This window comes from Polynucleobacter sp. HIN11 (genome assembly GCF_030297675.1).
GTDB lineage: Bacteria > Pseudomonadota > Gammaproteobacteria > Burkholderiales > Burkholderiaceae > Polynucleobacter.
The window spans coordinates 380,075-395,695 of sequence record NZ_AP028142.1 but is presented as its reverse complement, the minus strand read 5'-3'; the positions used below and the strand labels follow the sequence as shown (position 1 = coordinate 395,695).

General features: G+C 47.5%; 19 protein-coding genes, 1 other RNA gene and 1 pseudogene. 11 read left to right on the top strand and 10 right to left on the bottom strand.

Annotated features, from left to right (window positions below; translation table 11 throughout):
• Positions 1 to 4: 4 nt before the first annotated feature.
• On the bottom strand, positions 5 to 2,686 hold the full coding sequence (gene gyrA / locus QUE60_RS02075) for a DNA gyrase subunit A (RefSeq protein ID WP_286227053.1): 2,682 nt from the start codon (positions 2,684 to 2,686) through the stop codon (positions 5 to 7).
• 146 nt (positions 2,687 to 2,832) lie between these two features.
• Between gyrA and ompA the strand changes: the two genes are divergently transcribed.
• The 4 genes from ompA to ssrA all read left to right on the top strand — a co-directional run bounded on the left by ompA (position 2,833) and on the right by ssrA (position 5,312).
• Positions 2,833 to 3,438, top strand: a complete 606-nt coding sequence (gene ompA / locus QUE60_RS02070; RefSeq protein ID WP_286227052.1) for an outer membrane protein OmpA — start codon at positions 2,833 to 2,835, stop codon at positions 3,436 to 3,438.
• Positions 3,439 to 3,530: 92 nt separating this feature from the next.
• Positions 3,531 to 4,229: a bifunctional 2-polyprenyl-6-hydroxyphenol methylase/3-demethylubiquinol 3-O-methyltransferase UbiG gene (ubiG, locus tag QUE60_RS02065; RefSeq protein WP_286227051.1), complete on the top strand. Its 699-nt coding sequence runs from the start codon at positions 3,531 to 3,533 to the stop codon at positions 4,227 to 4,229.
• Complete coding sequence (locus QUE60_RS02060; RefSeq protein ID WP_286227050.1) at positions 4,229 to 4,897, top strand: HAD family hydrolase; 669 nt, start codon at positions 4,229 to 4,231, stop codon at positions 4,895 to 4,897. The genes ubiG and QUE60_RS02060 overlap by 1 nt, the downstream gene beginning before the upstream one ends.
• Before the next feature lie 56 nt (positions 4,898 to 4,953).
• Positions 4,954 to 5,312, top strand: a transfer-messenger RNA (tmRNA) gene (ssrA, locus tag QUE60_RS02055).
• A gap of 35 nt (positions 5,313 to 5,347) precedes the next feature.
• Here ssrA and QUE60_RS02050 read toward each other — a convergent pair.
• Positions 5,348 to 5,698: a hypothetical protein gene (locus QUE60_RS02050; protein ID WP_286227049.1), complete on the bottom strand. Its 351-nt coding sequence runs from the start codon at positions 5,696 to 5,698 to the stop codon at positions 5,348 to 5,350.
• Positions 5,699 to 5,784: 86 nt separating this feature from the next.
• Between QUE60_RS02050 and QUE60_RS02045 the strand changes: the two genes are divergently transcribed.
• Positions 5,785 to 6,363, top strand: coding sequence for a hypothetical protein (locus tag QUE60_RS02045; RefSeq protein ID WP_286227048.1), 579 nt, complete (start codon positions 5,785 to 5,787; stop codon positions 6,361 to 6,363).
• On the opposite strand, the pseudogene QUE60_RS02040 reads toward QUE60_RS02045, so the two are convergent.
• From QUE60_RS02040 to QUE60_RS02030, 3 genes and pseudogenes are all read right to left on the bottom strand, one after another.
• Positions 6,341 to 7,693 (bottom strand): annotated as a pseudogene (locus QUE60_RS02040) (NAD(P)H-dependent oxidoreductase). The gene QUE60_RS02045 and the pseudogene QUE60_RS02040 sit on opposite strands and share 23 nt — an antisense overlap.
• Positions 7,694 to 7,702: 9 nt before the next feature.
• Complete coding sequence (locus QUE60_RS02035; RefSeq protein ID WP_286227047.1) at positions 7,703 to 8,560, bottom strand: pirin family protein; 858 nt, start codon at positions 8,558 to 8,560, stop codon at positions 7,703 to 7,705.
• 3 nt (positions 8,561 to 8,563) lie between these two features.
• On the bottom strand, positions 8,564 to 9,121 hold the full coding sequence (locus tag QUE60_RS02030) for a carboxymuconolactone decarboxylase family protein (RefSeq protein WP_286227046.1): 558 nt from the start codon (positions 9,119 to 9,121) through the stop codon (positions 8,564 to 8,566).
• Positions 9,122 to 9,184: 63 nt separating this feature from the next.
• Between QUE60_RS02030 and QUE60_RS02025 the strand changes: the two genes are divergently transcribed.
• Complete coding sequence (locus QUE60_RS02025) at positions 9,185 to 9,979, top strand: sulfurtransferase (RefSeq protein WP_286227045.1); 795 nt, start codon at positions 9,185 to 9,187, stop codon at positions 9,977 to 9,979.
• Positions 9,980 to 9,985: 6 nt separating this feature from the next.
• Here the strand turns inward: QUE60_RS02025 and QUE60_RS02020 are convergent, their stop codons facing one another.
• The gene (locus QUE60_RS02020) at positions 9,986 to 10,288 is read right to left on the bottom strand and encodes an antibiotic biosynthesis monooxygenase family protein (RefSeq protein ID WP_108507945.1); all 303 of its coding nucleotides are present in this window, start codon (positions 10,286 to 10,288) and stop codon (positions 9,986 to 9,988) included.
• 68 nt (positions 10,289 to 10,356) lie between these two features.
• On the opposite strand from QUE60_RS02020, the gene QUE60_RS02015 reads away from it, so the two are divergent.
• From QUE60_RS02015 to QUE60_RS02005, 3 genes are read left to right on the top strand one after another with little or no spacing between them, the layout of a single operon-like run.
• A complete protein-coding gene (locus QUE60_RS02015) occupies positions 10,357 to 11,337 on the top strand; it encodes a D-2-hydroxyacid dehydrogenase family protein (protein WP_286227044.1) in 981 nt (326 codons plus the stop codon).
• Positions 11,338 to 11,340: 3 nt separating this feature from the next.
• On the top strand, positions 11,341 to 11,871 hold the full coding sequence (locus tag QUE60_RS02010; protein ID WP_286227043.1) for a chromate transporter: 531 nt from the start codon (positions 11,341 to 11,343) through the stop codon (positions 11,869 to 11,871).
• Positions 11,868 to 12,392 carry a chromate transporter gene (locus tag QUE60_RS02005; protein ID WP_286227042.1) on the top strand — a complete coding sequence of 175 codons (525 nt, stop codon included), beginning with the start codon at positions 11,868 to 11,870 and terminating at the stop codon, positions 12,390 to 12,392. The genes QUE60_RS02010 and QUE60_RS02005 overlap by 4 nt, the downstream gene beginning before the upstream one ends.
• On the opposite strand, the gene crcB is transcribed toward QUE60_RS02005, so the two are convergent.
• The 4 genes from crcB to QUE60_RS01985 are packed head-to-tail and all read right to left on the bottom strand — an operon-like array spanning position 12,385 to position 14,363.
• Positions 12,385 to 12,777 carry a fluoride efflux transporter CrcB gene (gene crcB / locus QUE60_RS02000; protein ID WP_286227041.1) on the bottom strand — a complete coding sequence of 131 codons (393 nt, stop codon included), beginning with the start codon at positions 12,775 to 12,777 and terminating at the stop codon, positions 12,385 to 12,387. The genes QUE60_RS02005 and crcB overlap by 8 nt on opposite strands.
• Before the next feature lie 18 nt (positions 12,778 to 12,795).
• The gene (gene cfa, locus QUE60_RS01995) at positions 12,796 to 13,965 is read right to left on the bottom strand and encodes a cyclopropane fatty acyl phospholipid synthase (RefSeq protein WP_286227040.1); all 1,170 of its coding nucleotides are present in this window, start codon (positions 13,963 to 13,965) and stop codon (positions 12,796 to 12,798) included.
• Between the two features lie 45 nt (positions 13,966 to 14,010).
• On the bottom strand, positions 14,011 to 14,148 hold the full coding sequence (locus QUE60_RS01990) for a hypothetical protein (RefSeq protein WP_199908516.1): 138 nt from the start codon (positions 14,146 to 14,148) through the stop codon (positions 14,011 to 14,013).
• 53 nt (positions 14,149 to 14,201) lie between these two features.
• Positions 14,202 to 14,363, bottom strand: a complete 162-nt coding sequence (locus QUE60_RS01985; RefSeq protein WP_286227039.1) for a hypothetical protein — start codon at positions 14,361 to 14,363, stop codon at positions 14,202 to 14,204.
• Between the two features lie 28 nt (positions 14,364 to 14,391).
• Between QUE60_RS01985 and QUE60_RS01980 the strand changes: the two genes are divergently transcribed.
• Both QUE60_RS01980 and QUE60_RS01975 read left to right on the top strand, forming a co-directional pair.
• Positions 14,392 to 15,060, top strand: a complete 669-nt coding sequence (locus tag QUE60_RS01980) for a site-2 protease family protein (protein WP_286227038.1) — start codon at positions 14,392 to 14,394, stop codon at positions 15,058 to 15,060.
• A gap of 87 nt (positions 15,061 to 15,147) precedes the next feature.
• Positions 15,148 to 15,609, top strand: a complete 462-nt coding sequence (locus QUE60_RS01975; RefSeq protein ID WP_286227037.1) for a c-type cytochrome — start codon at positions 15,148 to 15,150, stop codon at positions 15,607 to 15,609.
• The last annotated feature ends 12 nt before the right edge of the window (positions 15,610 to 15,621 follow it).

Genomic DNA, 15,621 nt, shown 5'->3' with positions numbered 1-15,621 from the left:
TTGCTTAGGCATCAGATGCGGTGTCGGATTCGGTATTGCCCTGCTCATCAGCCATGTCGTCGCCATCCTCATCCGAATCACTCTCTGCGATGCGCTGCAATCCAGACAAATGGGTTCCCGCATCGACGTTAATCAGAGTGACGCCCTGTGTGGCACGACCCATCTCCCGAATCTCAGATACCCGCGTACGAACAAGTACTCCACCAGTAGTAATCAACATAATTTGGTCTTCTGGGGAAACCAGAGCAGCAGCAACCACTTTGCCATTGCGCTCGCTCGTCTGAATTGCAATCATGCCTTTCGTTCCGCGACCATGACGAGTGTACTCAGCAATCGGGGTGCGCTTACCGTAACCATTCTCGGTCGCCGTTAACACACTGTTTGGTGCTGCGGCATCTTCAACCGCTGCTACAGACCCCTCTGCAACTTCAGCAGGGGCAACTAGCATCGCAATCACCTCTTGCCCATCTGAGAGGTTCATACCGCGGACACCGCGGGCGGTGCGGCCCATTGGACGCACATCGTTCTCATCAAAACGAACAGCCTTGCCTGCATCTGAGAACAACATCACATCATGCTTACCATCAGTGATGGCCGCTCCAACTAAAAAATCACCTTCATCTAGGTCAACCGCAATGATTCCAGCTTTACGAGGATTCGAGAAATCCGATAAGCGAGTTTTCTTCACGGTTCCTCGGCGAGTTGCCATAAACACATAGTGATCCTCTTCATAGCCCTGAATCGGCAGAATCACAGTAATCTTTTCGCCCTCAACTAATGGGAACATATTAACAATTGGCTTGCCGCGTGAAGTCCGACTTCCTTGGGGAACCTCCCAAACTTTTAACCAATACATCCGACCACGGTCAGAGAAACACAAAATCGTATCGTGGGTATTGGCGACAAACAGAGTGTCGATCCAGTCCTCATCTTTAGTAGCCGCAGCTTGCTTACCTCGACCCCCACGCTTTTGCGCTCGGTATTCGCTTAAAGGCTGACTCTTCATGTACCCAGCGTGAGAGAGTGTTACTACCATATCAGTTGGGGTAATTAGATCTTCAGTAAACAGCTCTGTGGCGTTCATTTCAATATAAGAACGACGACCCGAGTCGCTACCTTCTGAACCAAACTCTGCCTTCACCTCAAGTAGCTCAGCCTCAATGACTTTGGTGACTCGCTCAGGCTTTGCAAGTAGATCCAATAGATCAGCAATTTGATCCATCACCTCTTTGTACTCATTCACGATCTTGTCTTGCTCAAGACCGGTTAAGCGCTGCAGACGCATTTGGAGAATTTCTTGAGCTTGATCATCCGACAAGCGATATAGTCCGCTATCTTGCATGCCATATTCTGGCAAGAGGCCCTCGGGCCGGAATGCATTGCGGCCACCGGGAGCCTCGCCCTCAGCACGGGCCAGCATCTCACGCACCAACGAAGAGTCCCAAGCCTGAGCCATTAACTCCTGTTTGGCAACTACTGGATTAGCGGCCGCCTTGATGATGGCAATGAATCGATCGATATTGGCAAGGGCAACAGCTAAGCCCTCAAGCACATGACCCCGTTCGCGGGCTTTGCGTAACTCAAAAATGGTGCGCCGGGTAATCACCTCACGGCGATGTGCCAAGAAATACTCGAGCATTTGCTTGAGGTTAAGGAGCCTTGGCTGGTTATCGACCAAGGCCACCATATTCATACCGAAGTTATCTTGAAGCTGGGTACTCTTATATAAATTGTTAAGAACGACCTCGGGCACTTCGCCACGCTTGAGTTCTATCACAACTCGCATTCCCGACTTGTCAGATTCATCGCGCAAATCCGAGATACCCTCAATTTTCTTCTCATTGACTAACTCGGCGATGCGCTCAAGCAGATTTTTCTTGTTCACCTGATAGGGCAACTCGTCCACAATAATGGCTTGACGCTGCCCCTTGTCCATATCCTCAAAATGAGTCTTGGCGCGCATCACAACTCGGCCGCGCCCAGTGCGATACCCTTCACGAACCCCCTGAACGCCATAAATTATTCCGGCAGTTGGGAAATCGGGCGCCGGAATAATCTCAATGAGTTCATCGATTGTGCAATCTGGCTGATGTAAAACATGTAGACAGGCTCGGATCACCTCATCCAAATTGTGGGGCGGAATATTGGTGGCCATCCCCACCGCAATACCCGAGGAGCCGTTAATTAATAAGTTAGGAACTTTTGCAGGCAGGATGAGGGGTTCTTTTTCGCTACCGTCATAGTTAGGACCAAAATCAACGGTTTCTTTATCCAGATCCGCCAATAGCTCATGGGCGATCTTACGAAGACGAATTTCGGTGTAACGCATCGCCGCGGCATTATCGCCATCGACCGAGCCGAAGTTACCCTGTCCATCGACCAACATATAGCGCAACGAGAAATCCTGTGCCATGCGGACGATCGTGTCATAAACCGCTGTGTCGCCATGGGGATGGTATTTACCAATTACGTCACCCACGATACGGGCGGACTTCTTAAAAGCCCGATTCCAATCATTGTTTAATTCATACATGGCGTATAAAACCCGGCGGTGTACGGGTTTTAACCCATCCCTTACGTCTGGCAAGGCTCGGCCGACGATTACGCTCATGGCGTAGTCCAAATAGGACCGCCGCATTTCGTCTTCTAGGGATATTGGGAGAGTTTCTTTAGCGGCTTGTTCCATCTCGAAATAATATCATTTCACAGACACACAACCTGTGCTAATATTCCGATAGTTAGTACCTATTTATGTTGTAGCGCTTTAGGCTTTTTTGGGCTTTTAGGCGATTCGGTTGCATTAATTTATTAAATGTTTTTTGAGGATAAAAAATGAACAAAACCCTAAAACTGATGCTTGCTGCAGTGATTACGATTTCTGCCGGTTCAGTCATGGCCCAGCCAAAGAATGTTGATAACTGGGTAAACTCTACCGGCACACCATGGAGAAACGGTGACGGCACGCTTTGCTGGCGTGATGCTAGCTGGACCCCAGCAACCGCCGCTCCAAATTGCGATGGCTGGCTCGCACCAAAGCCTGCTGCTGCCCCTGCTGCCGCTGCAAGCAAAGTGACCCAAAAGAAAATTACTCTACAAGCGGATACTTTGTTTGACTTTGATAAGTCAACTCTCAAAGCTGAAGGTGTTGCAACCCTGAACAAGCTCGCTCAAGACATCAAAAAGATGAAGCTTGAGGTGGTCATTATTGTTGGTTATACCGACAGCGTTGGTACCGATGCGTATAACATTGCCCTCGGTCAGCGTCGCGCCAATGCTGTTAAAGCATTTTTGACCAATGCCGGAGAGGTTGATGCAACTCGCGTCTACACCGAAAGTAAAGGTAAGGCTGATCCAGTTGCCAGCAATGCAACTGCTGAAGGCCGTGCCAAGAACCGTCGCGCTGTGATTGAAGTTGTTGGTACACAGCCCGTGAAGTAATCCGGTCCCCAGGACTTTAAAAGCCCGGCTTGCCGGGCTTTTTTATTGCTTTTTTTGTATAGTCTTATTTATTCCTTTAAATGGTATTTTCGATGCGTAATGTTGACCAAGGTGAGATTGATAAATTTAGTGCGCTAGCGCATCGCTGGTGGGATCCGACCAGTGAATTCAAACCTTTGCATGCCATTAACCCCTTACGACTTGACTGGATTAAATCGATCACCAGTTTAGAAGGTAAACAAGTGCTTGACGTCGGATGTGGCGGCGGCATTCTTGCTGAATCGCTCTCCAAGTCAGGGGCAACAGTAACTGGTATCGATTTATCGACCAAAGCGCTCAAAGTTGCTGAATTGCACCAACTCGAAAGTGGAACGACGGTCCAATACCGCTCAATTTCAGCGGAGGATTTAGCAAAAGAAGAGCGTCATTCCTATGATGTGGTCACCTGCATGGAAATGCTAGAGCACGTTCCCGATCCAGCCTCGGTGGTTCAGGCGTGTGCAAACCTTTGTAAACCCGGTGGGTATCTCTTCTTTTCCACCCTCAATCGCAATCCAAAATCCTACTTATTTGCGATCATTGGTGCGGAGTATATTTTGCAACTCCTACCAAAGGGTACGCATCAGTATGAGAAATTTATTAAACCATCTGAGCTGGCACAATTTACTCGTGCTGCCGGCTTAGAAGTATTGCAACTCAAGGGTATGACCTATAACCCCATCACACAAATTTATCGCTTAGGTAGCGATACGGATGTGAATTACATGATGGCAACCCGCAAGTCTCAATAATGGGCACTCCAGTATTTGAAGGGGTATTTTTTGATCTGGATGGCACGCTTGCCGATACTGCACCAGATTTGGTTGCCGCAGCCAATCGTCTACTGCTTGCAAATCAACGTGCGCCCATGGCCTATGAGACCCTTCGGCCCATGGCATCCGCAGGAGCGCGAGGGCTAATCCAGAAAAGTTTTGGAATTAATCCCGATCATCCCGAGTTCATCGCCTTGCGTGATCGCTTCTTGAGCTTTTATGAAGAAGCGCTCTTGGTCCACAGTAAACTTTACGAGGGTATGGAAGTGCTTTTGCAAGAACTTGATGAGCAAAAGATTCCGTGGGGGATTGTCACCAATAAACAGCAACGATTTACACAACCGCTCACCGAGCAAATGGGTTTACTGAAAAGAGCCCATTGCGTAGTCTCGGGCGATACCACGCCCCACTCCAAGCCCCATCCAGAACCTATTTTGCACGCCGCTCGCTTAGCCAAGGTCGATCCCCGCAGAGCCATCTATATCGGCGATGATATTCGCGATATTGTGTCTGGTAAAGCCGCTGGGATGCAAACAGCAGCAGCTCTCTACGGCTATTGCGGATGCGAAGAACCCCCGCACGCCTGGGGTGCAGATTACCTGATTCATCGCCCACAGGATCTGCGCCAAATTCTGTTTGCCAATTAGATGTGCAATTTACTCCACAAAGGCTTAAAATAATGGTCCTAGTGTGAAAATAATTCGGGGTCGACATGGTTTCGACGTGGATTACAAAGCATCAAGGGCATACCGAGGACCCGTTATCTCGTAAATCAATGGGAATGCAATAACTGCTAACGACGAACGTTACGCACTAGCCGCTTAATTGCGGCTGCCCCTGAACTGATTCTCTCTTGGGTCAGGTAGCGCAAGCTACATCAGGGTCATATACAAGAGATAAGATCAGCCCGCGTCACGAGAGTTGATACGAAAACTAAGTGAATCGCTAATGCAAAGCGTGTCGATTCGCGTTGCCTTAGTTAAATTAAATAATTAGACTAAGTATGTAGAACTTGTTGTAGCGTGTTTGCGGACGCGGGTTCGATTCCCGCCGACTCCACCAATTTAAGGTTGGAACTGTTTAAAACAGCTGCCAACCTAAGGTGTTTGTAGAACACTCTCCATCTGCATGGAGAGCTTTTCGTAGTGGCTTATAGCCAATTTCGTTGGGACGATGTGCTTTTTGCGAGCATCGACTTTATCAATTGACAACTTGATATAACCCATCGCCTGCAAATTTTTGATCCGTCCATGAAGTGTTGCTTGAGAGCCAAGCTCATGGGCAGTTAATAAGTCTCCAACCAAGATCGTTTGCTGGCTATCCCAGGCCAACATCACCCGATTTAATAACTGCTCCTCAATGGAATCTAATTTTTTTCCGGGATTGATCCGATCCAAAGTATCCAAGCAGTTGAGAAAACGTAAATACGATAGAGAGCGTTGTGACATGAATTTGACTAGAATTGGCGAGTAACATGCAAATTTGAACGATATACCAAACAAACTCGAATCGCAATAATCGTTATCAATTTTTCATGAGCCAAGCAAATTATTCAAGGGAATCAATCCTTTCTGCAAAGACAATCATTGCTTGCGCTCTCGTTTATAGCCTTCTTTTTTATGTCAATGATTGGCTTACTGCATTTTTAGAGGTGGCCCCTGGTGTCAACTGGATTTACCTTCCTGCCGGACTCAGGCTATTTTTAGTTCTTATTTTTGGACTGTCTGGAGCGCTTGGAATTGCAATTGCCTCGACCTTAATCACTTTTGGCCGCGATCTGGGTGATGACATGATTAGTATTCTTGGCATTGGCCTCATTTCAGGATTTAGCCCTTATTTAGCCCGCCTAGTCGTGATTCGTAAACTCAAAATTAATCCGGATTTAAGCAACCTTAATATGCAGATGATCGCTATTAGCGTCTTAGTCTTTGCCCTTTTGAGTACCGGATTACATCAAGTGTGGTTTGTACTAATGGACATCCCGAGTGGCAGTCTCTCCAATTCGATTGCGATGCTCATTGGTGATATTCTGGGAGCCCTGTTATTTGTTTCCATCTGTAAATTTGGAATTGATCTTTATAAGAAATTTTTTAAGAGAGAATCCCTCCTTTAAACGATTGCTCCATTTCCATCCGAATTTTGTAAGCATCGGTGGTTTTATCGATTAGCACATCATCCCAGCAAAGACTTTGTCCTTTTTTTACTGGCCGAGTGACTTTGATCTGATGCGCCAGGCCCAGCGGTAATCCGCCCATGGCACTTGATTGCTTGGCCGGTAGTAATTTCCCCCAAACGGTATAACCACCCTCACCATCCAATTGGTCGCCCGGCTTTAGGTCACGCTTAGCAGTTGCGATCACATCAGCATTCCAACAATAAGGCACTCCAGTTGCCTCTTTACGCAGGACAACGCTGGCCACTGACAAACCAACCTCCAATCCGATTAAATGCCAACGCTTATACAACGTGAAATAACGTCCACTTGGATCGGTATGGGCTTAGTATTCTTCAAAGCAATTCTTAATGTAATCAGTCTCTGCCTCAACCGTGACCCAAACCCCCATGCGAATGTCATAGGGAATTTTTCGACCATCTTTTTCCAAAGAAGAGATCACTTCGACCATCCCCTTCTGTTCCAAATGTCCGCCCTCTGAAATCGGTCGTGTTACGACAGGGATATCTTCAATACTGGCTGGAGGGTATAAAAGACCGTTACTCGGTACAGCCAATCCGGTAGCATTAGCGACTGCGGTGGATTCAATCGCGGGTTTTGAGCCATCTAAAAAACTATTAAACATTTTGGGATTAAGACCACCCCGTTTTGCCTGATCAGGAGTTAAGCCGTAGTAATTCCAGACCGTTTCTGGAGTTGAATCCGCATAGTGCGGCAACCATTGATGACCTCTTCCGGCTGCCACGACCGGGAAGCCGCAGGTGCGAGCCCAATCCACCAGATCACAGATTAAGGCCGGCTGATCCCCAAAAGCAAGGGAGTAAATCACGTTTGCATCTCTCGCTTTTTTAGCTAACAGGGGTCCACAAAAGGCATCTGCTTCCACAGTGACATTCACAACATGTTTACCCTCTGAAAATGCCCGCAAACAATGCTCAACTGCTGCAATCGGATTACCTGTGCATTCCACAACAACGTCAACCGCTGGGTGCTGCACAATCGCTTGCCAATCATCGGACACATAGCACGTCCGCTCACGAAGCGCCGAATCAATTGATGAAGCCTCTAATTGAGTTGCATCCCAGCCAACCTTACATAAATTCTGTTTAGCAATGGCGGGCAGCAAATCTGCCACCGCGACCAGCTGCACGCCAGGAGTTCTAGGGATCTGTGCCAGATACATCGAACCAAATTTACCGGCACCAATTAGTCCGATCCGAATAGGTTTTTGTTCGGCGGCACGTTGTAAAAGTTGTTGATAAAGACTCATAGCTTGCTCTTAGGGGGCGGTTAATCGGTTCTGTTGATAGTCTGCAATTGCTTGCATAATTTCCTCTTGGGTATTCATGACAAAAGGGCCATGCTGAACAACTGGTTCATGAAGTGGTTTTGCAGCAAGCCAAATCGCTTTAGCCCCCTGTGCACCAGCTTGCATCGTCACTTGATCGCCATTACCCAGAACAAGCGCCGCCTGACGTGGCGCTTGCTCTTCTTGTCCGCCAACAGTTAAATCACCCTCATACACATAGAGAAAACTATGATGTGAAATCGTTATCGGATGGCTAAAAGTCTGATGACCTGATAAGTGAATATCAAAAAATAAAGGTTCGGTGCTTAATCCATGAATGGGGCCCTGGATCGCAGCGCCATCAGGCGACTGATACTCCCCAGCAATCACTTTAACCAATCCACCTTGAGGTAAATGAACTTTGGGAATGGATGCATCTTGAATATCTTGATACCCTGCAGACTTCATTTTCTCGCCCGCGGGTAAATTGATCCAAAGCTGGAACCCGCGCATCACACCACTTTCTTGCTGGGGCATTTCTGAATGAATAATGCCGCGACCAGCGGTCATCCATTGCACGCCACCACTTTTTAAGTGGCCTCGATTACCCAAATGATCCTCATGCAACATATGGCCTTCGAGCATATAGGTCACGGTTTCGAAACCACGATGCGGATGGGGTGGAAATCCAGCAACATAATCATTTGGATCGCTGGATGAAAACTCATCGAGCATCAAAAATGGATCAAGGCGCTGCCGATCTTGACCACCCAAGCTACGACGTAAGCGAACACCCGCCCCATCAGAGGTTACAACCCCAGGAATCACTTGGATAATCTGCCGATTCATTACCTAAGCCTTTGGAGACTGATCTTCAGGATGAATATCCAAGGCGATCAGAAAGCGTGACACCATGTTGTACGCTGCAATCACTGTTACCAACTCGACCAATGCAGTATTACCTAAGGCTTCTTGTAGTCGCTTCATCAATGCGGGATCAACCTGAATGGCCCGGGTCATTTGCAAGGTTAACTCAAGAGTATCTTGCTCTAATGAACTAAAGGGGGTGGGATCAAAATTACTCCCTCCCAAATGTCGCATCGCATCGACTTGGGCTTGCGTGCCTCCCGCTTTCAGAAAAGGTGGGGCATGATGGAAGAACTCATACTCAGCGCCATTGAGAACCGCAACGCCACACATTCCCAGTTCGCGTAACTTGGGGTCTAAGGATAATTGCTGGCGAACATTACCAATAAAATGGTTCCAGCCGCGGGCTACTGGCTCACTATGCAACAGCATCCGGTCCAGATTAATCAGCTGGCCACCGCGACGTTTGCGGATCTCGGCAACTAGATCGGCAGGCTCTGCTAAGTCAATGGGTTGGTATGGAATTAAACGATCGTTTGTCATTAAATGATGGGGCGGGGTTTGAGTACTATTAGTGTACCTATAAACTTGATCGATAATAGTGCCATGAATCATGAGTGCCCGGGCTCAAATGCCCCTTCCATCCTTAATATTGCTGGCTATCAATTTGTCCGTCTTGACGAACTCAATCAGCGGAAAGAATCGCTGCATCAATTGGCCTCAGAGCTTGGCCTCAAAGGGACAATTCTGCTATCAGAAGAAGGAATTAATCTATTTCTAGCTGGTCTCGAAACCAATATTCAAAGTTTTCTTGCCTTTTTACGAAATGATCCGCGACTGGCATCGTTTCAAACAAAGGATAGCTGGTCAGCAACGCAACCGTTTCGTAAGCTTTTGGTCAAGATCAAAAAAGAGATTATTCGCATGAATCATCCGACGATTGCCCCGGAAAAGGGTCGGGCGAAGTTTATCTCTCCGAAGAAGTTAAAAGAATGGCTCGATCGGGGCCAAGATGATCTGGGACGTCCCGTAGTGCTGATTGATACACGCAATGGGTTTGAAGTGGAATATGGAACGTTCAAGAATGCGTTGCATTTCAATATCAATAAATTTAGTGAATTTCCGCAAGCAATTGAGGCGCACTTACCCGAACTGGGTGATAAGACCTTGGTCAGTTTTTGTACTGGTGGGATCCGCTGTGAAAAATCAGGGCTATATTTGCGAGAACGCGGTCTTGAGCATAGCTATCAATTAGACGGTGGGATCTTGCAATATTTTGAAGATATTGGTGGCGATCACTATGTGGGTGATTGCTTCGTCTTTGATGAACGCGAAACTCTAGAGCCCAGCCTTGCTGCTAAGCCCCAGGGCAGACTCAAGCCCAAGAAAAATCAAGCTTAGTTAAACCTAGTCGGACTTACCGACTAAATTGAAATGCTCAACGGCAGGCGCTTGGGTAAAAAATGGGCCCACAATGCTGCGCCATTCGGTAAACGCTGGGGATCCCCGAAAATCAACCATATGGTTCTCAAGGGTGTCCCAATAGATCATCAGTAGGTAACGATTGGGTGACTCAATGCTGTGATTGACTTTAAAGCCCCGAAAGCCCTTAGCAGGAGCGATGGTGGTGCGCACTCCCCGTAAAATTGCCTCATTAAATTCAGCTTGCTTACTTTCATCGATACGAATATCAACCACTTCTAGAATCATTTTGTTTCCTCAAGATCACGGTTAAACATCAATTATCATCGATTTATTCATTGATTCTGCGAATTTCTATGCATACCAAACCGATTATTGCTGTCTTAGGAGACTACGAGCGCTGCTTGCAAGACTATGCGGATTGGTCACCAATTCAAGCGCACTCTAAACTGCGATTTTTTCATGAACCTCTCTCCGGGGAATCGCTCTATGAAGCTGTTCATGATGCAGATGCGATTGCTTTGGTCCGTGATCGGTCTCCCTTTGACGCATCACTCATTAAGCGCTTACCTAAGCTCAAATTATTTGTTTTTACTGGAACACGCAATGCTTTACTTGATCACACCGCCCTCCTCCATCAAGGGGTAACGGTCGCTTGTACACGCGGCGGACCATCCAAAGAAACCACCGCTGAGCTAACTTGGGCCCTAATCCTTGCTGCCAGTAAGCAAGTGGTCGATCAGTCTCAGATGATGAGTGACGGGCAATGGCGTAATGCCCATTCCGTATTACCCATGCTCCACGGGCAACGTCTTGGGATTATTGGACTTGGCGGCATCGGTAGCTTAGTAGCCAAAGTAGGCGCTGCATTTGGAATGGAATTGGTTTGCTGGAGTCCGAATATGACCCACGAACGCGCCAATGCGGCTGGGTGTGAGTTCTTGCCACTAGAAACCCTTCTTCAAACCTCAAAAATTGTCAGTTTGCATTTAGTCGCCAGTGAACGCACCAAAGGCCTCATTCATCGTGATCGCTTAGCGATGATGCGAACAGACTCTATATTGGTGAATACCGCTCGCTCAAGTCTCATTGTGACCAATGATCTAATCGCAGCTCTCAAATCCGGCAGGCCAGGTCAGGCCGCCCTCGATGTCTTTGATCAAGAGCCACTTCCAAAAGAATCTGAACTTCATCGCATCCCAAATTTACTAATGACCCCCCATTTAGGCTTTGTGGCTGAGCCTATTTTTCAGGGTTTTGCTCAAGGTCTTGTTGACACGCTTGATGCATGGCTCAATGGCAAGCCCGTACCGATGCCCTACCCTGCCAATTCATAAGCTATGCGGCACAGCCCAGCTCGTCTATTCATTACTTTTACATTTATTGGCTTATCCGGCTTTGGTGGTGTTCTGCCGTGGGCTAGGAGAACCTTGGTGGAGCAAAAACAGTGGCTCAGCTCTCAAGAATTCAATGCTCTATTAGGCGTTTGCCAATTAGTTCCCGGTCCTAATATTGTTAACCTCGCTGTGTGTGTAGGCGAGCGTTTTGGGGGCGTACGAGGGGCATTTGCTGCGGTTGGTGGATTAATGCTGGCTCCCATGACCGTTGTGATTTTGCTAGCGTTACTGTATGACCACTACGGAGAGTTTGAGCATGTACAAGGCGTTTTACGAGGTATCTCTTCCGTGGGTGTTGGCTTAATCGCCGCTACGGGATTTAAGATGCTCAAAGAGGAACTCAGCTGCCCGCCCATGCTCTTCGTCATTGCAATTAGCATCGCAATCGCTACCATCTATCAGTTGGCGCTTGGCTGGGTCGTTGCGATTACCTTACCGCTTGCCCTTGTGGTTGCCTGGAGAAAAGCGCGATGATGATCGGCCTCTTAGGACTGTTTATCAAACTGTCCTTGTTCTCATTAATTGCATTTGGCGGGGTCAACGCTCTCTTACCAACCCTGTATGACATTTCAGTTAATCAAGAAGGCTGGATTGATCCTCAAACCTTCATTCATTATTTTGCGATTGCGCAAGCGGCACCAGGCCCTAACCTATTAACCGTTACCTTGATTGGTTGGAATGCCTTTGGCTTGGCGGGCGCACTCTTAGCAACTCTAGCGGTTTGCTGGCCATCGTGTATTTTGATTTTTTATCTCCAGAGGGTGGTTGCTAAACTTCAACATTTGCAATGGAAGAAAACCATTGAGTATTCGGCAAGCGCCCTTGCAGTTGGCCTAGTGCTTGCATCTGCCTGGCAAATTGCCATTCGGATCAATGGCAATTGGTCAGCCTATGCATTAACCATCTTTAGCATTCTGTTTGTCTTGCTAACTAAGCGTCATCCGCTTTATTTAATTGGTCTTGGTGCAATCCTAGGATTTTTTGGTTTTATTTGAGAGCATGGATAGTCCAAATCCCCAGAAAGGTTAGCAATAGGGATCCGCAGACATGCATCAGGGCGAGGCCCAAAGCGAGCATTAACTGATCGCGCTGCATCAACATCACCACATCGGCTGAGAAACTGGAAAACGTAGTCAGCCCACCCAAGAACCCGGTGATGATAAACAGACGCCATTGTGGCGAGATCGCCGGATGATCCAGGAAGAAAGCGAGCGCAATTCCAATGAGATAGGAGCCGACTAAATTCGAAATTAAAGTTCCCATTGGAATGAGACTTGAGATCGGCGCTGATATTGAGATAAACCAGACTCGCAAAAGGGCGCCAAGACCTGCGCCACAAAAGATGGCGATGACTGAACCAAAGGCAGTAGACATTCCCATAACTGGGATTATGAAGGATTACAAACTGGGTCGATAGCCCAGATAGGTTTGCTCACGAGACCGTTTGGTCAAGACCAGTTGCCAAAGCTGTCCTTGGCCGGAGCGGAAAAATCCCGCACAACAGCATAAGTAATAACGCCACATCCGATAAAAACGCTTGGAATACTGGGTTTGTAACTGTGGCCAAGCGCGCTCAAAATTACTTAACCATGCCATCAGCGTTTTATCGTAGTCATGTCCAAAATTATGCAAATCCTCAACTAGAAAGCGGCGCTCCAAAGCTTGCGACAGCTCCACTAAAGATGGTAAATGCCCATTAGGAAAAATATAGCGATCAATCCAGGCATCTGTTTTTTTAACTGTTACATAGCTGCCGATGGTGTGCAAGAGAAAAATTCCTTGATCACTTAGCAAGCGATGAGCGATATCAAAGTACTCTGCATAATTTTTCTGCCCAACATGCTCAAACATCCCAACCGAAACGATCTTATCGAACGATCCTTCCAGATCGCGATAATCAATTAAACGAATTTCAACTGGAAGACCTTGGCAACGTTCGATGGCTAAGGCCTGCTGTTCGCTAGATACAGTGATGCCTAAAACCTTGACACCATAGCGCTCCGCCGCGAATTTAGCCAACCCACCCCAACCACAACCAATTTCTAGGAGCGACTCGCCTGGCTTTAAATGTAGTTTCTTACAAATTAAATCCAGTTTATGTTCTTGCGCCTCGGTTAGATTCTTCGCGTGGGCCCAGTAGGCGCAGGAGTAGATCATGCGTGGATCAAGCATGGCCCCAAACAGATCATTACCCGCGTTATAGTGCTGCTCACCCACCTGAAAGGCTCGATCTTTGGATTGCAAATTCAATAGCTTCGCGCGGGCGATTTCATAAAGAAGTCGAACTTTGGCCAAACCTTGGACACTTTCATCTAATTCATCGCGCATTAAACGATAAAAGAACTCGTCCAGACGCTGGCAGTCCCATTTCCCATCCATATAGGATTCACCAAGGCCTAGTGACCATGTTTGCAGAATTCGGTCAAAAACAATCGGGTCATGAACACGCATGTCCCAAGGCTGAGTGCCATTGACGGTAATACCGGCTTGCTGAAGAATTTGCTCGAGTGCAGCCGGGGCTTTGATATCCCCCGGAGGTGAATAACTTTCGGAATTACTTGACATCATGACAAGCGATACCGATTTACTTCATCGTGCTAAAAGCACAGGCATCTAACCAAATACGTAACCCATATGAGCTGCGACCAAGGCAAACAAAATCGCTAGGCTGGTAGCAGCTGCCAACATCACAATTAAGGTGATCATCTTTTTATTGATGACATCTTTGCTCTCATTTTGCCATTCGTTCATGGTCTATCCCTTTATCTAAACGATGTAAACAATATTATCCACACTTTAGGTGCTTATCGGCCCCGGCCAGCCTTGCGCATCATGCCCTTTCCACCCCCAAATCCCTGTTGTGGCTTACCCCCCATACTTTGAGGACCCTTGGCAATAGGTGGACGTACTGGAAGCTTGGGAGCCTTCACAGCAGATTTAACTAGGGGTTTCTTCTCATCGGTCACAATAGTCTCCTCTCGATATGATCTTAATATGATTTCTGACTATTCTATCCAAGCTATTGCAATTAATGCGATTCCCTTGGTTTTTGCCATTACGATCCATGAGGCTGCTCATGGCTATGCGGCCAAACGCTTTGGCGATAACACCGCTTTTTTGCTTGGTCGTGTCACGCTTAACCCCCTAAAACATATTGATCCGATTGGCACTGTTTTAATCCCGATTGCGCTGATTTTGGCGAACTCCCCCTTCTTAGTTGGTTATGCCAAGCCAGTTCCAGTACGTTTTGATCGCTTACGCAATCCTCGGATCGATATGATTTGGGTGGCGCTCGCCGGGCCTGGCTCTAATTTTTTTCAGGCAATCGCCTGGGCTATTGCTTGGATCGTGCTTCAAGGGTCGGGTATTAATGAACCGTTTTTGATCTCGATGGCCAAGGCTGGCGTCTTTTGGAACATTGGCCTCCTGGTCTTTAATTTATTTCCCCTTCCCCCATTGGATGGTGGCCGTATTCTGGCAGGATTGTTGCCGTTCCGCCAAGCCCTACTATTAGGCAAACTAGAACCCTGGGGCTTTTTTATTGTCTTGGGCCTCGTGTTTACCGGAATTATTTCTCAATGGTGGATGGTTCCATTAAGTGAGTTCTTCATTTCGATCGTACGGGGGCTCACCTACCCAATAAGAATGCTTTTTGGGTCTTAACATATTGGGCGCCCCTGAAATATGGGCCACACAGAATTGGAGTATTCTTGATCTAGGATTATTTCTAATCAGTCTCATGGAGGATTTATGAATACTCAATCACTTCGCATTTCCATCAAAGCCCTCATTCCGGCGCTTGCCCTTACCTTAGCCACCCCAGCGATGGCCCAGTTTGCCAAGCCAGAGGATGCCATCAAATATCGCCAAAGCGCCTTTGCTTTGATAGGTGCCCATATGGGTCGATTGTCTGCGGTGGTGAAGGGGGAGGTTCCCTACAATAAAGAGGATGTGGCGCGGAACGCTGCCATTATTAGCATGCTCTCAAGCATGCCTTGGCAAGCATTTGGTCCCGGGACCGAAGGTGGTAAGGCTGAACCAGCCATTTGGAAGGAAAGTGCCAAGTTCAAGACGGCTGCTGATCGGATGCAAGCGGCCGTTGCAGAGCTCAATACTGCAGCCCAATCAGGCAATCCTGAGAATTTGAAGAAGGCGTTGGGTGCAACCGGTCAAACCTGCAAAGGCTGTCACGACGATTTTCGTAAGAAGTAATTTTTCAGCCCA